Origin of the sequence: Longicatena caecimuris (assembly GCF_004341945.1) — a bacterium.
Lineage (GTDB): Bacteria > Bacillota_I > Bacilli_A > Erysipelotrichales > Erysipelotrichaceae > Longicatena > Longicatena caecimuris.
This window is the reverse complement of the sequence record NZ_SMBP01000005.1, coordinates 1-17,724: the sequence shown is the minus strand read 5'-3', so window position 1 is coordinate 17,724 and position 17,724 is coordinate 1. Positions and strand designations below refer to the sequence as shown.

Genomic DNA, 17,724 nt, shown 5'->3' with positions numbered 1-17,724 from the left:
GGACGCATGCTTATGAAATTGAATTTTGAAATTCTTTAATATTCACTGTATTGGGTATATGGTTTAGGAAATATTGAAGTCATGCAAATGAGCTAGTAGTGAAGTATACGGGATTGCTGAAGTTAAATAGCCGATGTTAATCTCTCTTCTTCGCTTTGTTCCTGGAGTTCTTTTATTTTTATCATAAATTGCTCCGCAGCTTTTGAGAAAACTTGATATTTTTTCCAAATGATATACATTTCTGCTTCGACAGTTGGTTCTAGAGGGCGAAAACATAGCTTACTATTTTCTTCGGTATGGATTATCTTATCAAGCCCGATGGCATAGCCTAAACCTTCTTCTACTAGTAATGAAGCGTTAAATAATAAATTATAAGTGGCAACAATATTCAATTGATCAATATCGTAATTTAACCATGAACTGATTTCTCCGCCTTGATTCTTTTGATGTGAAATTATCAAAGGTTTATCCCATAAATCTTCTGGTACAATAGTCTGTTTTTGAGCAAGTTCAGCATCACGACGCATTAAGACACCCCAAGTATCCTTAACGGGAATTTTCAAAGCATGATACTTATCAAAATTCACGCTTCCAAATACGATGCCAAAATCAATCAGACCTTTATCTAACTGTTCTAAAACAAATTCAGCATTCCCACTGGATATATGATAATGAATGTCAGGGTAAATGCTATGTAATTCTTTAGCAGCCTTTGCAAGGATCCTAACTGCATCTGTCTCACCGGCTCCTATATAAACATCTCCCATTATAACGCTATCTGATAGCGTTATTTCTTTTTCTGTTTTTTCTATAAGACTTAAAATTTCTTCTGCGCGTTTTTTGAGAATCATTCCTTCTTCAGTTAAAGTAACTTTTCGTGAGCCCTTCGTTCCACGTATTAAAAGTTGTTTCCCTAATTCCTTTTCCATGTTACGAATTTGTGTGGAAAGGGTTGGCTGTGAAAGGTGCAGTGAAGCAGCAGCTCGAATGATGCTTTGTTCTCTTGCTACAGCAAGAAAATAAGTAAGTACACGTAATTCCATATGGTGCCCTCCTATAACTATCTGGTTTTGATAATAACTTCTTAGGTAGCATATCAGATTTATGAATAGGTTTCAACTATACAAATGTATTTAAAATAAGTATTTGCTATATAAAAGCGGTAAAATTATAATACATGTAGAGAGAAAAAATTAAAAGGAAGGGAATAAACATGGAATTAGAGAAGTTAGTTAACTATGAATCAAAGGAAATTGTCCTTCAGAATCTAAAGGATGCCGGGTGTACTCAGGAAATGCTGGAATGTATCTTGACACATCTAAATGAAGATGACATGAAAGAAGCGTTTAAGTTATTGGAACAGCATAGAAACGAACTGCTTAACGCATTACATGAAAGCGAAAAACAGATTGATTGTCTTGATTATTTGGTTTATCAGATTAGACGAAATAATGAGCATAAATAAAAGAAAAGGATGATGGTTATGAATATAGTAGAGAATCAGAGCTTCGATAAGGAAAGAGCATTCTATGGACGTTCAGATTTATTGGTGAAAAATTGTGCATTTGATGGATTGGCAGATGGAGAAAGTGCATTTAAAGAATGTCAGGGAATTGAAGTGGATGCTTGTTACTTCAATCTTCGTTATCCATTTTGGCATAATAAAGGATTAAAGATACATGGAAGTGATATGACAGAACTTTGCAGAGCTTCGTTATGGTATTCTCAGCATGTTAAAATCTCACATACAAAAATGCATGGAATTAAAGCGGTGCGAGAATGTAACGATGTGGTAATTGAAAACTGTGATATTATCTCTTCGGAATTTGGTTGGTCAGTCAATGGAATGCAGATGAATCATAGTACTGCAGAGAGTGAGTATTTTATGATGCGCGCTACAGACTTGGATTTTTCTGATGTGCGCTTCAAAGGGAAATATTCATTCCAGTATATAAAAAATGCTGTATTCGAAAACTGTGTATTGGATACGAAAGATGCTTTCTGGCATGCAGAGAATGTAGTTGTAAAGAACAGTGTGATAAAAGGCGAATATTTGGCATGGTATTCTGATGGATTAACGCTTGTGAATTGTAAGATTATTGGTACGCAGCCATTTTGTTACTGCAAGAATCTGACCTTGATCAACTGTGAAATGGTAGACGCGGATCTTTGTTTTGAAAAATCAGAAGTTCAGGCAATTCTTTCATCTTCACTAGATAGTATTAAAAATCCACTTTCAGGATGGATTCAAGTTCCGCAAGTGAAAGAAATTATCATAGATATTCCAGAGGCAAAAGGCAAAGTCATGGTAGGTCCTGTTGATTTTCCTACAGAGGAAGCGCAAAAGATGATTTCTGAAAACAAACAATTTATTAAAGTATAAACAAGATGAAATGTCGCAGATGTAGTAAACGATATTTCATGACACCTTTTTAAAACTAGTTTCGCAAATAGAAAAAAACGGTTTCTTGTGGCAAAGAAAAGTCTAATTGTATCTTGGGAAACAAAACGAATATAAAAGATAAGCGCGTTTGTCATGAATACAGCTTACCTGCATATTGTATTAGAATAAAGTTTGCTATAGTTGAAAAAGGGTAGGACAGCGTATGTACAATTTTATGAAAAACGTAGTCAAAATAAAAGGAATAGTTTATTCAGAAGAAGATAACTATGCATAAGATTTTGGCGATAATTGGAAGTGGTATAAAAAACGGAAATACAGATAAGTTGGCAGATGCCTATAGAAAAGGTGCAGAAGCAAACGGACATGTTATACATAAAGTATTTCTGGGTGATAAAAAAATTGTTGGATGTCAAGGATGTGGAGCATGCCAAAATGGAAACCATATTTGTGTCATAGGGAATGAGATATATCCATTATGCAAAGTATGCGATACGATAGTATTGGCATCACCTCTTTACTTTTGGTCTTTTTCAGCAAGCATAAAAGCATTTATTGACAGGTTATCTGCCATATCAACGTAAAGATAAATATCCACATAAGAATAGTGTTTTGTTAATGACTGCCGGAAGTGATCAGTTTTGGACATTTGAGCAATCGGTCTCCTACTATCGTTTTGTTACAAAGCAATTGGTTGGACAGATATAGGAATGTGTTTGGCAGTGGTTGTAATGGTGAGAAAGGAAAAAGACATATAGACAAAAAGCATCTTGAAAGAGCTTATCATCTAGGAAGCACAATGTGAACGAAGGGGGTGTTAAATAATGATTAAAAGAACTATAAGTTTCGTGTGAAGTCAAAAGCGTATGAAATTGTCTATGAACTGAATGAGAGCAAAGCCGCAATGCAATTATATGCACAACTTCCCTTGACATTGGAAGTCAAAGATTTTAGCACAAATGAAAAAACATTCTATCCACCTAAAACACTTGATATAAAGGATGCTCCCTTGGCAAATGCAGAAAAAGGAACATTGGCTTATTATGCACCTTGGGCGGATGTGGTGATGTTTTATGACTTTTATGGTAAAGGAAGTGATTTATATGCGCTTGGCAAAGTGGTTTCCGGGAAAAGTGATATTGAAAAATTAAAGGGAACCATCACGATTGAAGTATGTCAGAATTCATAAGGAGGAAAGGTTAATGTTAGGAAATTTTAAATATTCGAATCCGACAAAATTATATTTTGGAGAGGATGCACTAAGCAATTTAAAAGTAGAGCTGGCAAGCTATGGAACAAACGTGCAGCTTGTCTATGGCGGAGGTTCAATTAAGAAGAATGGTATCTACGAGCAGGTAATAACCATTTTGAAGGAATGTGGAAAGGTGATTTTTGAGGATAGTGGGGTCATGCCAAATCCAACAGTAGAAAAACTAGCAGAAGGATGCCAGATAGCCAGAGAACATCAGGTGGATCTTATCTTAGCAGTTGGCGGCGGTTCTGTATGTGATTATGCAAAAGCGGTTTCCATTTCAGCATATTGTGAAGATGATCCTTGGGAAAAATATTATATTCGCTTTGAAGATGTCACTTGCAAGATCATTCCGGTTGGATGTGTATTAACGATGGTAGGAACAGGCTCTGAGATGAATGGGGGAGCCGTTATTACAAATCACAAACAGAAATTGAAGATCGGACATGTGTTTGGGGATAATGTATTTCCAAAATTCTCGATCTTGAATCCAAAATTTACGTATTCGCTGCCGAAATACCAGATGGTAGCGGGTTGTTTTGATATTATGTCACATATTTTAGAACAGTACTTTTCAGGTGAAGATGACACTACATCTGATTATATTGCCGAAGGACTTTTGCGCTCTTTGATTACCAGCAGTAAGATTGCTGTCAAGAATCCAGAGGATTATGAAGCAAGAAGCAATATTATGTGGACAGCTACATGGGCATTAAATACACTGATTGCAATGGGGAAAACAACGGATTGGGAAGTACATATGCTTGGACAGGCGATAGGTGCCCATACCGATGCTACCCATGGAATGACACTTTCCGCAGTATCAATTCCATATTATAAGTACATTATGGCAGATGGATTACAGAAATTTAAGAGATATGCCATTCATGTATGGGATGTGGATCCATCAGGAAAAACAGATGAACAGATTGCAAGGGAAGGTCTTGATCGTATGGAAACCTATATGAAAGAGTTGGGGTTGGTGATGAATCTTTCTGAGCTTGGTGTCACGGAAGCGATGATTGAACCAATTGCGAACAGCACACTGATTATGGAAGGTGGCTATCGGATTCTCAATCATGAAGACATTGTCAATATTCTAACAAACAGTTTATAATACAAGTATCAAATAGAGGAGGGTATAAGATATGAGCAAAAAATTAGTTGCATATTTTAGTGCGAGTGGTGTTACCGCGAAAATAGCAAAAAAGTTGGCAAAGGTGATGCATGCGGATTTATATGAAATTATGCCGGAGCAGCCGTATACGACAGCCGATCTAGATTGGACAAATAAAAATAGTCGCACAAGCTGTGAAATGAATGATACATCATTTCGTCCTGCTATTACAGGAAAGGTAAAGAACATGGAGCAATATGATACGATTTATGTTGGGTTTCCTATTTGGTGGTATGTTGCACCAACGATTATCAACACCTTTTTGGAGAGCTATGATATGACAGGAAAAACGGTGATACCTTTCGCTACATCAGGGGGAAGTGAAATGGGAAGAACAAATGCCGAATTGGAAGGTTCTTGTAAAGGAGCTATCTTAAAAGAAGGGAAACGTTTTTGTAGTCAAGCAAAAGATATTGAGCTGAAAGCTTGGGCAGAACAGTTTTAACAGATATGTAAAGTAAGAAAAGAAGGTTATGGAAATCGGATGTTTTGTTTTGTTAAGGTTAAGCAGAAAACAGGATACTGTAAAATTAACGGGATAAAAGATAGACTTACTTCTTTTAGGTAAAATGAAGATAAAGTCATATTCGGATACGACATTTATCATTTGATGTGAATTAGCATGGCATCATACAAACTTTTTTGTTATGAAACTGCCTCTTGAAATGATGTATGAGTGATCATTAAGGACATCTAAGAGGGGTCTCTTTAAAATCATACTTATGACCTTTTAGTAGTTTACATTTTAAGGCGAATGCCTTATAATTTAGGATGTAATTAGATAAATGAAAAGGAGAATGATTATGGAAATTTCATCACTACAAAAAGCTAGATATGAGTATTCACCTAAACTTCCAGGAATGCTAAGAAACGGTATTGCAGATATTTGTGTTGTAGAAGGCGAGGAAACGCAAAGTGTAGCCGATCAAGAAAAGATCAAAGAACTTTTCCCAAATACTTATGGTAAAAAGGAAATCACTTTCCAAAAAGGAGCAAATACATCTGAAGCAAAAAAACAGGTTGTCGGTGTTATCCTTTCTGGAGGACAGGCTCCAGGCGGACATAACGTTATCTGTGGTTTATACGATGCATTAAAAGCAACCAATAAAGAAAATGTATTGTTAGGTTTCAAAAACGGTCCTAGTGGATTGATCGAAGATGACTATTTAACATTCGATGATGCATATATCAATGCATACAGAAATACTGGTGGATTTGATATTATCGGATCTGGCAGAACAAAACTGGAAACAAACGAACAGTTTGCTATCGCTGCTGAAGTTTGTAAAAAACATGGAATCACTGCTATCGTTATTATCGGTGGAGATGATTCTAATACAAATGCAGCTGTATTAGCAGAATATTTTGCAGCTAATAATACAGGTGTTCAAGTTATCGGTTGTCCTAAAACTATTGATGGTGACCTTAAAAATGAAGATATTGAATGTTCTTTCGGTTTTGATACAGCAACAAAAACATACAGTGAATTGATTGGTAACATTGAAAGAGATGCAAACTCTGCAAAGAAATACTGGCATTTCATCAAAGTTATGGGACGTTCTGCATCTCATGTAGCTTTGGAATGTGCACTTGAAACACAGCCAAACATCTGCTTGATTTCTGAAGAAGTAGCTGAGAAAAAGATGTCATTATCACAGATTGCTGATTATATCGCTGATTCTGTTGAAAAACGTGCAGCTAAAGGCATGAACTTTGGTGTTGCCATCATCCCAGAAGGTGTTGTTGAATTCGTTCCTGAATTCTCTGCATTGATCCAGGAAATCAATGAATTATTAGCAGGTAGCAAAGCAGAAGCATTCAATGCTTTAGCAACTTGGAAAGAAAAATATGCCTTCATCGAAAATGGTTTAACAAAAGCATCTATGGATGTATTTGCGATCCTTCCAGAAGGTATTCAGCAGCAGTTATTCTTAGAAAGAGATCCACATGGAAATGTGCAGGTTTCTTTGATTGAATCTGAAAAATTATTCTCTGCTTTAGTAAAAGATAAATTAGAAGAGAGAAGAAAAGCTTGTACATACAACGGTAAATTTAATCCTCTTCACCATTTCTTTGGATATGAAGGAAGATGTGCATTCCCATCTAATTTCGATTCTGACTACTGCTACTCATTAGGATATAACGCATTTATGTTGATCCAGTATGGTTATACAGGCTACTTATCAAAGATTTCTAATCTTTCTAAGCCAGCTAGCGAATGGGTTGCCGGTGGTATGCCAATCACGAAGATGATGAACGTAGAAAGACGTCATGGTGAAGACAAACCAGTTATCAGAAAGGCGTTAGTTGAACTTGATGGAAAACCATTCAAATTCTTTGAAGCACACAGAGAAGAATGGGCAAGTGAAACTTGCTTCGTTTATCCAGGAGCTATCCAGTACTACGGACCTGCTGAAGTATGTGATATCACAACGAGAACGCTTGCTCTTGAACAAGAATAATACGTTGTAGTCAAACTATTGCTATTTTGTGAAATGCTAGTCCTTCATAATGAAGGTATTCGTAAAAGAAGTGGCATATAGAAAGATGAATATCGTATAAAAATTCCAGATACATGTAAAAGGCTATATTGTGTAATATGCAGTATAGCTTTTTTTATGATTCTAAAATATGAAACATACAAGTTATTAAAATATTGACAAATGATTCTTGAAAATAGAATAGCTCTGCTTTAAATAAATATTATTTCAAATAAATTAGCACTCAAGTGTTGACAGTGCTAAAACTTGTGCTATAATACAATTAGCAATCAAAGTATTAGAGTGCTAAAGGAGCGTGATACTATGAACTTTGAAAAGATGAGTGAGAAACTGCAAGAAGTTATCATGCATGCCGTCGAAATCTGTAAAACCTATCAGCATACAACCATCGACACAATTCAAATGCTGAAAGCTATCTTTGAAAACGATGTGTTAGATGGGCTGTTTAAGCGATTGAATATTGATAAAACAAGAGCTTTACAAATGATTGATGATGAGATGAGCAGGGTAGCTCGCAGTTCCAATGTGAATCCGCAATTCTCAAATGAAGTTGCGAAGTCATTTGATAAGGCGCAGCAATGGAGTGATTCCGTTCAGGAAAGCTATCTAAGTGTTGCCAGTGTTTTTATTGCCTTACTGTTTAACAAATCTTATATTTCTAAACAGTTGGTGAAAGAGTTCCACCTGAATGAGCAAGCATGCAAGGAAGAGGAACTGAAACGTCGTGGTGGCAAGAATATGGATACACCAAATGCGGAAAGTAATTTAGAGGCTTTAAGTAAATATGGTCGTGATTTGGTCGAAGATGTAAAAAGCGGTAAAATTGATCCTATCATCGGACGTGATGATGAAATTCGCCGTGTTATCCAAATCTTATCTCGTAAGACGAAAAATAACCCAGTATTGATTGGTGAGCCAGGCGTTGGTAAGACCGCTGTAGTGGAAGGAATTGCTTGGCGTATCATGAAGGGTGATGTACCTAGTTCTTTAAAGGATAAAAAACTGATTGAATTGGATATGGGTTCTTTGATTGCCGGTGCGAAGTATCGTGGTGAGTTTGAAGAACGTTTAAAAGCAATTTTGGAAGAAGTAAAAAATGCCGAAGGAAACATCATACTGTTTATTGATGAAATTCACAATTTGGTTGGTGCTGGTAAAACTGAAGGTAGTATGGATGCCGGCAATATGTTAAAGCCAATGCTAGCGCGTGGAGAACTGCGTTGTATCGGAGCAACGACCTTTAATGAATATCGTCAGTATATTGAAAAGGATGCTGCTTTGGAACGTCGATTCCAAAGAGTTACCGTGCAAGAGCCAACGGTTGAGGATACCATCAGTATCTTGCGTGGTTTAAAAGATCGTTTTGAATCTTATCATGGTGTAAAAATCTTAGATGAAGCAATCATTGCGGCGGCTACTATGTCGAATCGTTATATCACAGATCGTTTCTTGCCGGATAAAGCCATTGATTTAGTAGATGAAGCTTGTGCTACCTTACGGGTGGAAATGGAGTCCATGCCACAAGAATTGGATGAGTTACAGCGTAAGATCATGCAGCTGCAAATCGAAGAAACGGCATTAAAGAAAGAAGAAGATAAAAAAGCAATCGAACGATTGAATGATATTAAGAAAGAACTGGAAGAGTTACGTGCAAAGAAAGATGAGCTTTATACAAAATGGGAAGATGAAAAGGCTGTTTTGGAAGAAAGCAAAGATGCTAAGGTAAAACTGGAAAAAGCACGTTTAGACTTAGAACAGGCACAAAGTGAGGCTCGTTATGAGGATGCGGCGAAGCTCCAGTATGGAACCATTCCGCATTTAGAGAAGCTCATTCGTGAACAAGCTGAAAAAGAACATAACGAAGATGCTTTGATTCAGGAAACGGTAAATGAAGAGCTAATCGCCAAGATTGTTTCGCGCTGGACCGGTGTAGAAGTTGCACGACTGGTGGAAAGCGAGCGGCAGAAATTATTGCATTTGAAAGAAGCATTGCAAAAACGTGTCATTGGACAAGACAACGCCTTAGAGCTTGTAAGTGATGCCATTCTGCGTAGCAAAGCCCAGATTCAAGATGAAAATCGTCCTATTGGAAGCTTCTTATTTTTAGGACCTACCGGTGTTGGTAAGACAGAAGTTGCCAAAGCATTGGCAGAACAGCTTTTCGATAGTGAATCACATATCGTTCGTATTGATATGAGTGAATATATGGAGAAACATAGCGTTGCCCGTTTGATTGGTGCTCCTCCGGGATATGTCGGTTATGATGAAGGTGGTCAGTTAACGGAAGCAATCCGTCGGAATCCATATTCTATCGTACTGTTTGATGAGGTTGAAAAAGCCCATCCGGATGTCTTTAACGTATTATTACAAATTCTGGATGATGGACGTATTACCGATTCTAAAGGTGTGACCGTAGACTTTAAGAATACGCTGCTGATCATGACAAGTAATCTGGGAAGTCAGTTTGCCTTTGATGAAGAAGATAAAGAAGACAAGTATTTAAACGAAGTGAAGAAATACTTTAAACCGGAATTTATCAATCGTATTGATGAAATTGTAGTGTTCAATGCTTTAAATGATGATATGTTAAGTAAGATTGCCCATAAATTCATGGATGAGCTGACACAACGATTAGCCCATAAAGATATTAAGTTAGAAGTTAGTGATGCTGTATATCGCAGTATTGCTACTCAGGGTGTTGATGCGGTATATGGGGCAAGACCTATGAAGCGTTATATCCAGCGTAACATTGAAACACTTATTGCTCGTAAGATGATTGAAGGCAATGCCGGTAAGGATGATGTCATCAGTGTTGATGTCGTTGATGGCGATTACGTCGTTACGGTTCATGCATAAGGACTAGAATAAAAAAGATTCCCTTTGTTGACTGTTTTTCAAACAACTTTGATATGATCCCTCTAAAGTAGACAACGTAAATAAAACGTTGTTTATGAAAGGAGGGATCTTTTTTTGTTATGGCTGTTTTGCCCAATAGTTTTTATAAGGTACATTACCAATGTATCCTTTATGCCTTTCCAGTGAATCATAAATAGAAGTAATAAGGACTCATCTAACGCCTAACAGCTAGGATCAACGTGCAGATAGAGGGTTACGAGATGCATGAAAACGTAAGGATTCCCTCTTGAGGAATTGTTTTCATGAGACATTGCAGGTATACTAGAAGATAGTAGAAAATATATGACATGTGTGATGAATAGGAGATATTAACTATGGAATTACGTTATGAAGATGGTTGGCTGTTAGAGATGGATGCAGATGCAGGAGTTTATGATGTCTACGATGAGAAAAGATGCCTCTTACAGCAGGTTACAGGAAATCAGCGCCATTTGCTTTCTGGCAACAACAAACGTCCAATGCTCTATATTCGCAAAGGCAAGCAAACCTTTGTAGTAAAACCGCGGGCGCTTCCTGACACCGGTGTTGTGAACTTTCGTGATCTTGGCGGTTATGTGAATCGTGATGGACAACAGGTGCGCTATGATTGTTTTTATCGCAGTGCTCCTTTGTGTGATTTACAAAAGGAACATGTGGAATATTTGCAACAACTGCATATACAACATATTCTGGATTTGCGTAGTGATATGGAACGTAAAGGCAAGGAGGACATCCACTTACCGGAAGCGAAGTATCATCCCATATCGGCGATAACTTTTGATCAAGGAATAGATGTAAAAGGCAGTTTTGATTTTGCGACATTATTGCAACAAGTAGATGTCACATTGTTAAAGAATATGATGATGCAGGTTTATACGAAGCTTCCTTTTGATAATCCTGCGTATCGTCTTCTTGTACAAGTGGTGTTAGAGGAAGAGGTACCGGTATTGTTTCATTGCAGTGCAGGAAAAGATCGCACTGGTTTTGGGGCAGCTTTGTTATTGTTGCTGCTTGATGTTGATGAAGAAACCATCTTAAATGATTATGTCTTAAGCAATCAGTATCGTAAGAAGGAGAATGCGAAAATCTATGCGCAGGTAGCAGCTTCGCAAACGGATGTGGAGGCTGTAATGGGGGTACAAAAGCAGTATCTTAGGGCAGCTTTGCAGGCTATTAAACAACGCTATCAAACCTATGAAGCCTATTTTCAAGCAGAATTCGGTATTGATGAAACACAAAGAAAGCATCTAAAACAGCGTTATTTATATCCTTTGAATATGTAGAATCATGTTATTTTAACGCCTGTTCTTGAATTTTTTTAAAGAACAGGTTAAACTATATGACATGAATATATTTGAGGTAAGAGCATGTTTGGCTATGTCATTGTAAATAAACCGGAACTAAAAATCAAAGATTTTGATATTTATCGCAGTTTTTACTGTGGTCTTTGTCAATGTCTGAAAAAAGAATTTGGACAGCTGTCACGGTTTTCCTTAAATTACGATATGACATTTCTGGCCATTTTGTTAACTGCGTTATATGAACCGCCTACAGAAGAGAAGATGAAACGCTGTATGGTACATCCCATGCAAAAACGTAGGATGTATGATAACATCTATCTTAGCTATGCGGCCGAGATGACGATAGTCTTAACGTATTTAAAGTGTGAAGACAATTGGCAGGATGAACATTCGCATACATCACATATGTATCAGAAAGTATTAAAGCATCGCTATGAAAGCATTAAGCAAAAGTATCCTGAGAAAGTAACACGTATTGAAGAAGCCTTGACAGCACTTGGTGAAGAAGAAAAAAAGGGAACTAAGGATTTAGATCTGTTGGCTTCCTATACAGGGCGTTTTATGGCAGAAATTCTATGCTACAAGGAAGATGAGTGGGCACCCACTTTAAAAACGATGGGTGATTATCTGGGACGCTATATTTATCTGCTGGATGCTTATGATGATCTAGAAGAAGATAAGAAGAAACAGTGTTTTAATCCTTTGTTAGAAGAAGCGAAGAAAAGTGATTTTGATGAACGCATGCGCACGATCTTGGAATTGATGATTTCCGCATCATGTGAGGCTTTTGAAATATTGCCGGTCATTGCGTATGCAGATATTATCCGCAACGTATTATACTCAGGGATATGGGCAAAATATGAATTAGCACGTAAAAAGAGAACAGGTGAAGAAGATGGAAGATCCTTATAAGATATTAGGGGTATCAAGAGATGCCAGTGAAGATGAAATAAAAAAAGCATACCGACGATTAGCGAAGCAGTATCATCCGGATGTGAATAAAACAGCGGGAGCTGAGGAAAAGTTTAAAGAAATTCAGAATGCTTATCAGCAGATCATGGATTATAAGAAAAACGGTGGGCCGCAGGATTTCTGGAATGCCAGCGGGTTTGGCAGTGGCTATGGTAATTATCAAGGCTACCAAAATGGTGGTGCAACGAATGATTATCAAGCAGCAGTGAATTATTTGAATACCGGTCAGTATCAGGCAGCTTACAATGTTTTAATCAATATTCAGGAACGTGATGCCAGCTGGTATTATCTGTTTGCCATTGCGAATTATGGCTTAGGCAATCATATCGCGGCAATGGATGCGGCGGAGAAGGCCTGTCAGATGGATCCAAGCAACCAGCAGTATCGTCAATTGTATGCGCAACTGCAAAGAGGCAGGACGCGCTATCAGCAGATGCAGACACCGTTTGGTGGTGCAAGTAATTTCTGTTGTTATTTGTTGTTATGCAATATGTGCCTTGGTGGAGGCGGCATGTGCTATCCTATATTATGCTGTTAGAGTGGAAACACTCTTTTTATTATGGCATCCTTTGCTTGTTTCCTTAGTGAAAATCTCAATCATTACATCCTGTCTATCTGAAAAAAAGTCTTTGAGATATAGAAAGCTGTTATTTATAAAAGGGCAGTCTTTGCCTTCTTCACATACAAAACTGATCACTGCTTTGTTTCATAGGATGGTGTGTTTATCGTTGCCCGACATAAGTCTTATCCATAGGGATTCGTTAACAAGGGTTTCCTTAGCCGCTCTTGTCTTTTTTACTTATCATTATACACAGAGAGTATATCATTTGATGTAAACGCATTCATGCATAAATTTATTACTTTTCTTTACGAAACACATGCAATTTGTTGACAAGTTAAGAATTTCGAGTATGATAGATATGTAAACGTTAGACGCGTATAACTTTTTTAGGAAGGCGGTAGACAGCATGATGACGACATTAGATAAAATACGTCCGGGCATGGGCGGCATCATACAAAGTGTAGGTGGGCAAGGAGCATTGCGCAGAAGACTTTTAGATATGGGATTAACCCCTAAAACCAAAATTCAGGTAACTAAGATTGCCCCTATGGGAGATCCGATGGAATTATATTTACGCGGTTATGTATTAACGCTGCGTTTGCAGGATGCAGCAGAGATTGAAGTGCTGGTTGAGGAGGAAATGCTATGAGTGAAGTGCTAATTGCATTAGCCGGTAACCAGAACTGTGGCAAGACAACCTTATTTAACCGTTTAACCGGAAGTAATCAACATGTTGGTAACTTCCCTGGAGTAACGGTAGAAAAGAAGATGGGAGCCATCAAGAATTTCAAAGAGGCAACCCTTGTCGATCTTCCGGGCATTTATTCTTTATCGCCTTATACGAGTGAGGAAGTTGTCACAAGAGATTTTATCTTAAAAGATCACCCTGCTTTGATCGTCAATATTGTGGATGCGACCAATATTGAACGAAACTTATATTTATCTTTACAGTTGATGGAATTAAAGACACCGATGGTCATCGCATTGAATATGATGGATGAAGTTACAGCCAGTGGAAATAGTATTGATGTAGAAAAGCTATCAAAGCATTTACAGATTCCCATCGTACCGATTTCTGCTAGTAAGAATGAAGGCATCAATGATCTGATCAGTGTGATAAAGAAAGAAGCACGGAAACATCAAGAAGCCATTCATCTGGATTTTTGTAAGGGTGAAGTACATCGTGCCATTCATTCAATTGCACATATCATTGAAGATCATGCGCAGATTGCGGATTATCCAACACGTTTTGCGGCTACCAAATTGGTTGAAGGTGATGAACCGATGCAGCGTGCTTTGCATTTACATCAAGATGATCTAGATATCATTGAAAAAATTGTTAAAAGCATGGAAGATGCTTTAGGTACAGACCGTGAGGCTGCATTAGCGGATATGCGTTATTCTTATATTGAAGAGCTGGTAAAGGATTGTGTTGTGAAAAATCATCGCTCACAAGGATTAAAACGCAGTCAACGCATTGATCGGCTGTTAACACATAAATATTTAGGGATTCCGGTTTTTATCCTTATTATGTTGATGATCTTCTATTTGACCTTTGGACCGATTGGCGGTACTTTACAAGGTTTATTAGAAGAAGGCATAGATATTGCAGTTCATGCGTTAAGTACATTGCTGTTGCAGTTACATGTTAGCTCTTGGCTTCATGCCTTGGTGATTGATGGTATCTGTAATGGGGTGGGAAGTGTATTATCGTTTCTTCCTGTCATCGTTACCTTATTTTTCTTTCTATCTTTATTGGAAGATAGTGGATATATGGCAAGAGTTGCCTTCGTCATGGATAAGGCATTGCGCAAACTTGGGTTAAGCGGAAGAAGTTTTGTGCCAATGCTAATCGGATTTGGCTGCAGCGTACCTGCCATCATGTCCACAAGAGCCTTAAGCAGTGATCGTGATCGCAAAATGACGATCGTGGTGACACCTTTCATGTCCTGTAGTGCAAAACTGCCAATCTATGGCATGATTACAGCTGCCTTTTTCCCAGAACATACGGCACTTATTTTAATCAGTGTGTATCTGATAGGCATCTTAGTTGCAATACTGTCTGCTTTGTTATTAAAGCGAACTGTATTTCAAGGAGAATCCGTACCCTTTGTCTTAGAATTGCCGGCTTATCGTATTCCAAGTGCGAAAAGTGTGATCTTACACATGTGGGAAAAAGCAAAAGATTTCTTACGTAAAGCTTTTACGATCATCTTTGTAGCATCCATCATCATCTGGTTCTTACAAAGCTTTGACTTTGCCTTCAACTTTGTAGAAGATTCATCTACCAGCATGTTGGCAAATATCGGTACTTGGATATCCCATATCTTTGCCCCATTAGGCTTTGAAGATTGGCGTGCATCAACGGCATTGGTTACCGGAATTACGGCGAAAGAAAGTGTTGTTTCTACACTGTCTGTATTAACCAATACCACAAGTGATGCAGGCTTATCCAGCGCACTGCAAACGATTTTCTCACCGGTTTCAGCGTTTGCTTTCTTATGTTTCACGGTCTTGTATATGCCATGTGTTGCTGCTTTTGCCGCAACGAAACGAGAATTAGGTTCTATGAGACAGGCTTTGGCTACGGTGGCTTATCAAACCGGTGTAGCTTATGTGGTAGCACTAGTTGTTTATCAGATAGGTTCTATGCTTTTCTGATGACAGAATCAAGAAAAAAACATATACTAATACTATAAGAAGGGATGTGATGATATGAACTTAGCAGATGTTATCGTGAGCGCCATTATTATCGGCTTATTGCTCATTGTCTTTTATGTAACCAGAGCTAAAAAAGGAAATAGCGGATGTGGCTCTTGTACAAGTGATTGCAGTTCCTGTCATGCATTTTCCAATTTCTATGAAGATTATAAAAAAGATGAAGCTGATAAAAAGCTGAAAGAATGAGCTTGTATACAAACCTACGTCTTATTTGCGAAGTCATTTGCTACTTCGCTTTTTCTTTGTTTAATGAAAATTTAAGGGGCAAAAATAAATGATTCCAATCGGTATGCATGTATTAACCACACATTTGGAGTGGAACATGGAATTAGATGGTACCTGCATTAAAGTGAAAGATGGAGAAGATACGATAGTAAAGCGCTTGTAAAAAAGCCAAAGAAGCATTTACATTTCCTAGAAACACAACTACAATAAAGGCAAAGAGGTGAAACATATGATACAGACATATCGAAACCATACTCCACGAATTGATGCCACCTGCTTTGTTGCGGATAATGCAACCATCATTGGTGATGTAACTATGAAAGCAGATGCGAGTGTTTGGTTTGGCAGTGTGATCCGTGGGGATAAAGATCATATTGAAATCGGTGAAGGTAGTAACATTCAAGATAATTGTACGTTACATACCGATCCACAGCATGTATTAACCATAGGAAAGCATGTGACAGTAGGTCATAATGCCATTTTGCATGGTTGTTATATTGAGGATGAGGTGTTAATTGGTATGGGCGCCATCATCTTAAATGGTGCTCATATTGGTTCCCATAGCATTATCGGAGCGGGGGCTTTAGTGACAGAACATATGCAGATACCTAAAAATAGTATCGTTGTTGGCTGTCCTGCTAAGGTTATAAAGGCAATATCAGCACAACAAATACAGGAAATTCAAGACAATGCTATGCATTATGCACAACTAGGCAAAGAGTATAAGGAGCTAGCTATTAAGAAGTCAAGCCTTTTTGAAAAAGATTAAAAAAGCATGACAAAAACAAGTGCTGGTAAGAGCACAAAAATTGATCTTTGAAAATTAGATAAAATTGACTAGTAAAGAAGGGTTGGGTCGAATGATTCTCCAGTAAGTTCTAAATGATAAATCATACGTAATAGTTTCTTAACGACATGTGATTGTGCTACGCGGTAATTCTTTCCTTCATGAAGTTTCTTATAAAAGAATTCACGAAAAGTTATGTTATGAATAACTAAATAAGGAACTGCATTAAAAAGGACATAACGTAATTCAGAGGAGCCATGCTTTACCATTCTGCCATTATGAAAAGATGTTCCAGATTGGTAAATGGCAGGCTCTACTCCACAAAAAGCACAAAGCTGTTTAGGATTACTAAATTTCGAGAAGTCGCCAAATTCCCCGAGGATAGTCGCAGCACTAAGCGTACTGATTCCCGGAATAGTATCAATAGGAGAATGCAGTTCTTCCATGATAGCTAAAATTTCCTTCTCAATGCTTTCTATTTGCCGTTCAAGAGTATTTACGATTTGAAGTGCAGAGGAAAGAATAAGGTCATTGTAGTTAAAATGATGCCCAATCGTATGCTTTGCTAAATCACGAAGTTCTTCAAAACTAGAAGTTGGAATGCGACGAGATTTATTATGTAATAGAACACAGTCTTGATGAGTTAAACGTTTCATACGATCCACTGTTTTATATTTGTTTAAAAGAAATAAAGCAGTATCACTAAGTTTGTTATGAAAGAAAGCTTTAAATTCAGGGAATTCCACATCAAGAATATTCGTGATGATAACGTATTGGTTACTACGAGAACGAATCAGCTTATTTCTTGCACGAGATAGTTGCTTTAGAGCCTCAGTGTGGTATGATGAATACAGATAGGTTCTAGAAGCACCTGTGGATAGATATAAAGCGATGATACGAGCGTCAATTTTATCTGTTTTGGTTTTTCGA

17 protein-coding genes are annotated in these 17,724 nt (G+C 37.6%); 15 read left to right on the top strand and 2 right to left on the bottom strand.

Annotated elements, in window-relative coordinates; all coding sequences use genetic code 11:
* Nucleotides 1-122 precede the first annotated feature (122 nt).
* Nucleotides 123-1,043 (bottom strand): LysR family transcriptional regulator, encoded by a 921-nt coding sequence (locus EDD61_RS04140; RefSeq protein WP_132224165.1) that lies wholly within the window; start codon nucleotides 1,041-1,043, stop codon nucleotides 123-125.
* A gap of 170 nt (nucleotides 1,044-1,213) precedes the next feature.
* Here EDD61_RS04140 and EDD61_RS04135 point away from each other — a divergent pair, with 170 nt between their 5' ends.
* From EDD61_RS04135 to EDD61_RS04065, 15 genes are all read left to right on the top strand, one after another.
* On the top strand, nucleotides 1,214-1,465 hold the full coding sequence (locus EDD61_RS04135; RefSeq protein ID WP_132224163.1) for a hypothetical protein: 252 nt from the start codon (nucleotides 1,214-1,216) through the stop codon (nucleotides 1,463-1,465).
* A gap of 18 nt (nucleotides 1,466-1,483) precedes the next feature.
* A complete protein-coding gene (locus EDD61_RS04130) occupies nucleotides 1,484-2,383 on the top strand; it encodes a DUF3737 family protein (protein WP_132224161.1) in 900 nt (299 codons plus the stop codon).
* A gap of 287 nt (nucleotides 2,384-2,670) precedes the next feature.
* Nucleotides 2,671-2,985 carry a flavodoxin family protein gene (locus EDD61_RS04125; RefSeq protein WP_132224159.1) on the top strand — a complete coding sequence of 105 codons (315 nt, stop codon included), beginning with the start codon at nucleotides 2,671-2,673 and terminating at the stop codon, nucleotides 2,983-2,985.
* A 266-nt stretch (nucleotides 2,986-3,251) separates the two neighbouring features.
* The gene (locus tag EDD61_RS04120; protein WP_132224157.1) at nucleotides 3,252-3,590 is read left to right on the top strand and encodes a cyclophilin-like fold protein; all 339 of its coding nucleotides are present in this window, start codon (nucleotides 3,252-3,254) and stop codon (nucleotides 3,588-3,590) included.
* Nucleotides 3,591-3,603: 13 nt separating this feature from the next.
* Nucleotides 3,604-4,770, top strand: coding sequence for an iron-containing alcohol dehydrogenase (locus EDD61_RS04115; RefSeq protein ID WP_132224155.1), 1,167 nt, complete (start codon nucleotides 3,604-3,606; stop codon nucleotides 4,768-4,770).
* A 31-nt stretch (nucleotides 4,771-4,801) separates the two neighbouring features.
* The gene (locus tag EDD61_RS04110; RefSeq protein WP_132224153.1) at nucleotides 4,802-5,275 is read left to right on the top strand and encodes a flavodoxin; all 474 of its coding nucleotides are present in this window, start codon (nucleotides 4,802-4,804) and stop codon (nucleotides 5,273-5,275) included.
* A 358-nt stretch (nucleotides 5,276-5,633) separates the two neighbouring features.
* Complete coding sequence (locus tag EDD61_RS04105) at nucleotides 5,634-7,292, top strand: diphosphate--fructose-6-phosphate 1-phosphotransferase (RefSeq protein ID WP_132224152.1); 1,659 nt, start codon at nucleotides 5,634-5,636, stop codon at nucleotides 7,290-7,292.
* Nucleotides 7,293-7,634: 342 nt separating this feature from the next.
* Complete coding sequence (locus EDD61_RS04100) at nucleotides 7,635-10,187, top strand: ATP-dependent Clp protease ATP-binding subunit (RefSeq protein WP_132224150.1); 2,553 nt, start codon at nucleotides 7,635-7,637, stop codon at nucleotides 10,185-10,187.
* A gap of 374 nt (nucleotides 10,188-10,561) precedes the next feature.
* The gene (locus EDD61_RS04095; protein WP_132224148.1) at nucleotides 10,562-11,509 is read left to right on the top strand and encodes a tyrosine-protein phosphatase; all 948 of its coding nucleotides are present in this window, start codon (nucleotides 10,562-10,564) and stop codon (nucleotides 11,507-11,509) included.
* A gap of 84 nt (nucleotides 11,510-11,593) precedes the next feature.
* Entirely contained in the window at nucleotides 11,594-12,439 is an 846-nt protein-coding gene (locus EDD61_RS04090) for a DUF5685 family protein (RefSeq protein ID WP_132224146.1), read from the top strand.
* Nucleotides 12,423-13,037 carry a J domain-containing protein gene (locus EDD61_RS04085; protein WP_008979577.1) on the top strand — a complete coding sequence of 205 codons (615 nt, stop codon included), beginning with the start codon at nucleotides 12,423-12,425 and terminating at the stop codon, nucleotides 13,035-13,037. The genes EDD61_RS04090 and EDD61_RS04085 overlap by 17 nt, the downstream gene beginning before the upstream one ends.
* A gap of 430 nt (nucleotides 13,038-13,467) precedes the next feature.
* Entirely contained in the window at nucleotides 13,468-13,710 is a 243-nt protein-coding gene (locus EDD61_RS04080) for a FeoA family protein (RefSeq protein ID WP_008979576.1), read from the top strand.
* Nucleotides 13,707-15,722, top strand: coding sequence for a ferrous iron transport protein B (gene feoB / locus EDD61_RS04075; RefSeq protein WP_132224144.1), 2,016 nt, complete (start codon nucleotides 13,707-13,709; stop codon nucleotides 15,720-15,722). Before EDD61_RS04080 ends, feoB begins: the two co-directional genes overlap by 4 nt.
* 54 nt (nucleotides 15,723-15,776) lie before the next feature.
* Nucleotides 15,777-15,968, top strand: a complete 192-nt coding sequence (locus tag EDD61_RS04070) for a FeoB-associated Cys-rich membrane protein (protein ID WP_132224142.1) — start codon at nucleotides 15,777-15,779, stop codon at nucleotides 15,966-15,968.
* Nucleotides 15,969-16,236: 268 nt separating this feature from the next.
* Nucleotides 16,237-16,776, top strand: coding sequence for a gamma carbonic anhydrase family protein (locus tag EDD61_RS04065; RefSeq protein ID WP_132224140.1), 540 nt, complete (start codon nucleotides 16,237-16,239; stop codon nucleotides 16,774-16,776).
* Nucleotides 16,777-16,844: 68 nt separating this feature from the next.
* Here the strand turns inward: EDD61_RS04065 and EDD61_RS04060 are convergent.
* Nucleotides 16,845-17,724, bottom strand: an 880-nt coding sequence (locus EDD61_RS04060; RefSeq protein ID WP_132224138.1) for an IS110 family RNA-guided transposase, incomplete at its 5' end; no start/stop codon positions are given.

Bases quoted from the DNA above. Each gene is read 5' to 3' on its own strand.
- EDD61_RS04095 (WP_132224148.1), top strand. From the start codon at position 10,562: ATGGAATTACGTTATGAAGATGGTTGGCTGTTAGAGATGGATGCAGAT.
- EDD61_RS04110 (WP_132224153.1), top strand. From the start codon at position 4,802: ATGAGCAAAAAATTAGTTGCATATTTTAGTGCGAGTGGTGTTACCGCG.
- EDD61_RS04085 (WP_008979577.1), top strand. From the start codon at position 12,423: ATGGAAGATCCTTATAAGATATTAGGGGTATCAAGAGATGCCAGTGAA.
- EDD61_RS04080 (WP_008979576.1), top strand. From the start codon at position 13,468: ATGATGACGACATTAGATAAAATACGTCCGGGCATGGGCGGCATCATA.
- EDD61_RS04090 (WP_132224146.1), top strand. From the start codon at position 11,594: ATGTTTGGCTATGTCATTGTAAATAAACCGGAACTAAAAATCAAAGAT.
- EDD61_RS04140 (WP_132224165.1), bottom strand. From the start codon at position 1,043: ATGGAATTACGTGTACTTACTTATTTTCTTGCTGTAGCAAGAGAACAA.
- EDD61_RS04100 (WP_132224150.1), top strand. From the start codon at position 7,635: ATGAACTTTGAAAAGATGAGTGAGAAACTGCAAGAAGTTATCATGCAT.
- EDD61_RS04125 (WP_132224159.1), top strand. From the start codon at position 2,671: ATGCATAAGATTTTGGCGATAATTGGAAGTGGTATAAAAAACGGAAAT.
- EDD61_RS04065 (WP_132224140.1), top strand. From the start codon at position 16,237: ATGATACAGACATATCGAAACCATACTCCACGAATTGATGCCACCTGC.
- EDD61_RS04130 (WP_132224161.1), top strand. From the start codon at position 1,484: ATGAATATAGTAGAGAATCAGAGCTTCGATAAGGAAAGAGCATTCTAT.
- EDD61_RS04115 (WP_132224155.1), top strand. From the start codon at position 3,604: ATGTTAGGAAATTTTAAATATTCGAATCCGACAAAATTATATTTTGGA.
- EDD61_RS04105 (WP_132224152.1), top strand. From the start codon at position 5,634: ATGGAAATTTCATCACTACAAAAAGCTAGATATGAGTATTCACCTAAA.
- EDD61_RS04070 (WP_132224142.1), top strand. From the start codon at position 15,777: ATGAACTTAGCAGATGTTATCGTGAGCGCCATTATTATCGGCTTATTG.
- feoB (WP_132224144.1), top strand. From the start codon at position 13,707: ATGAGTGAAGTGCTAATTGCATTAGCCGGTAACCAGAACTGTGGCAAG.
- EDD61_RS04135 (WP_132224163.1), top strand. From the start codon at position 1,214: ATGGAATTAGAGAAGTTAGTTAACTATGAATCAAAGGAAATTGTCCTT.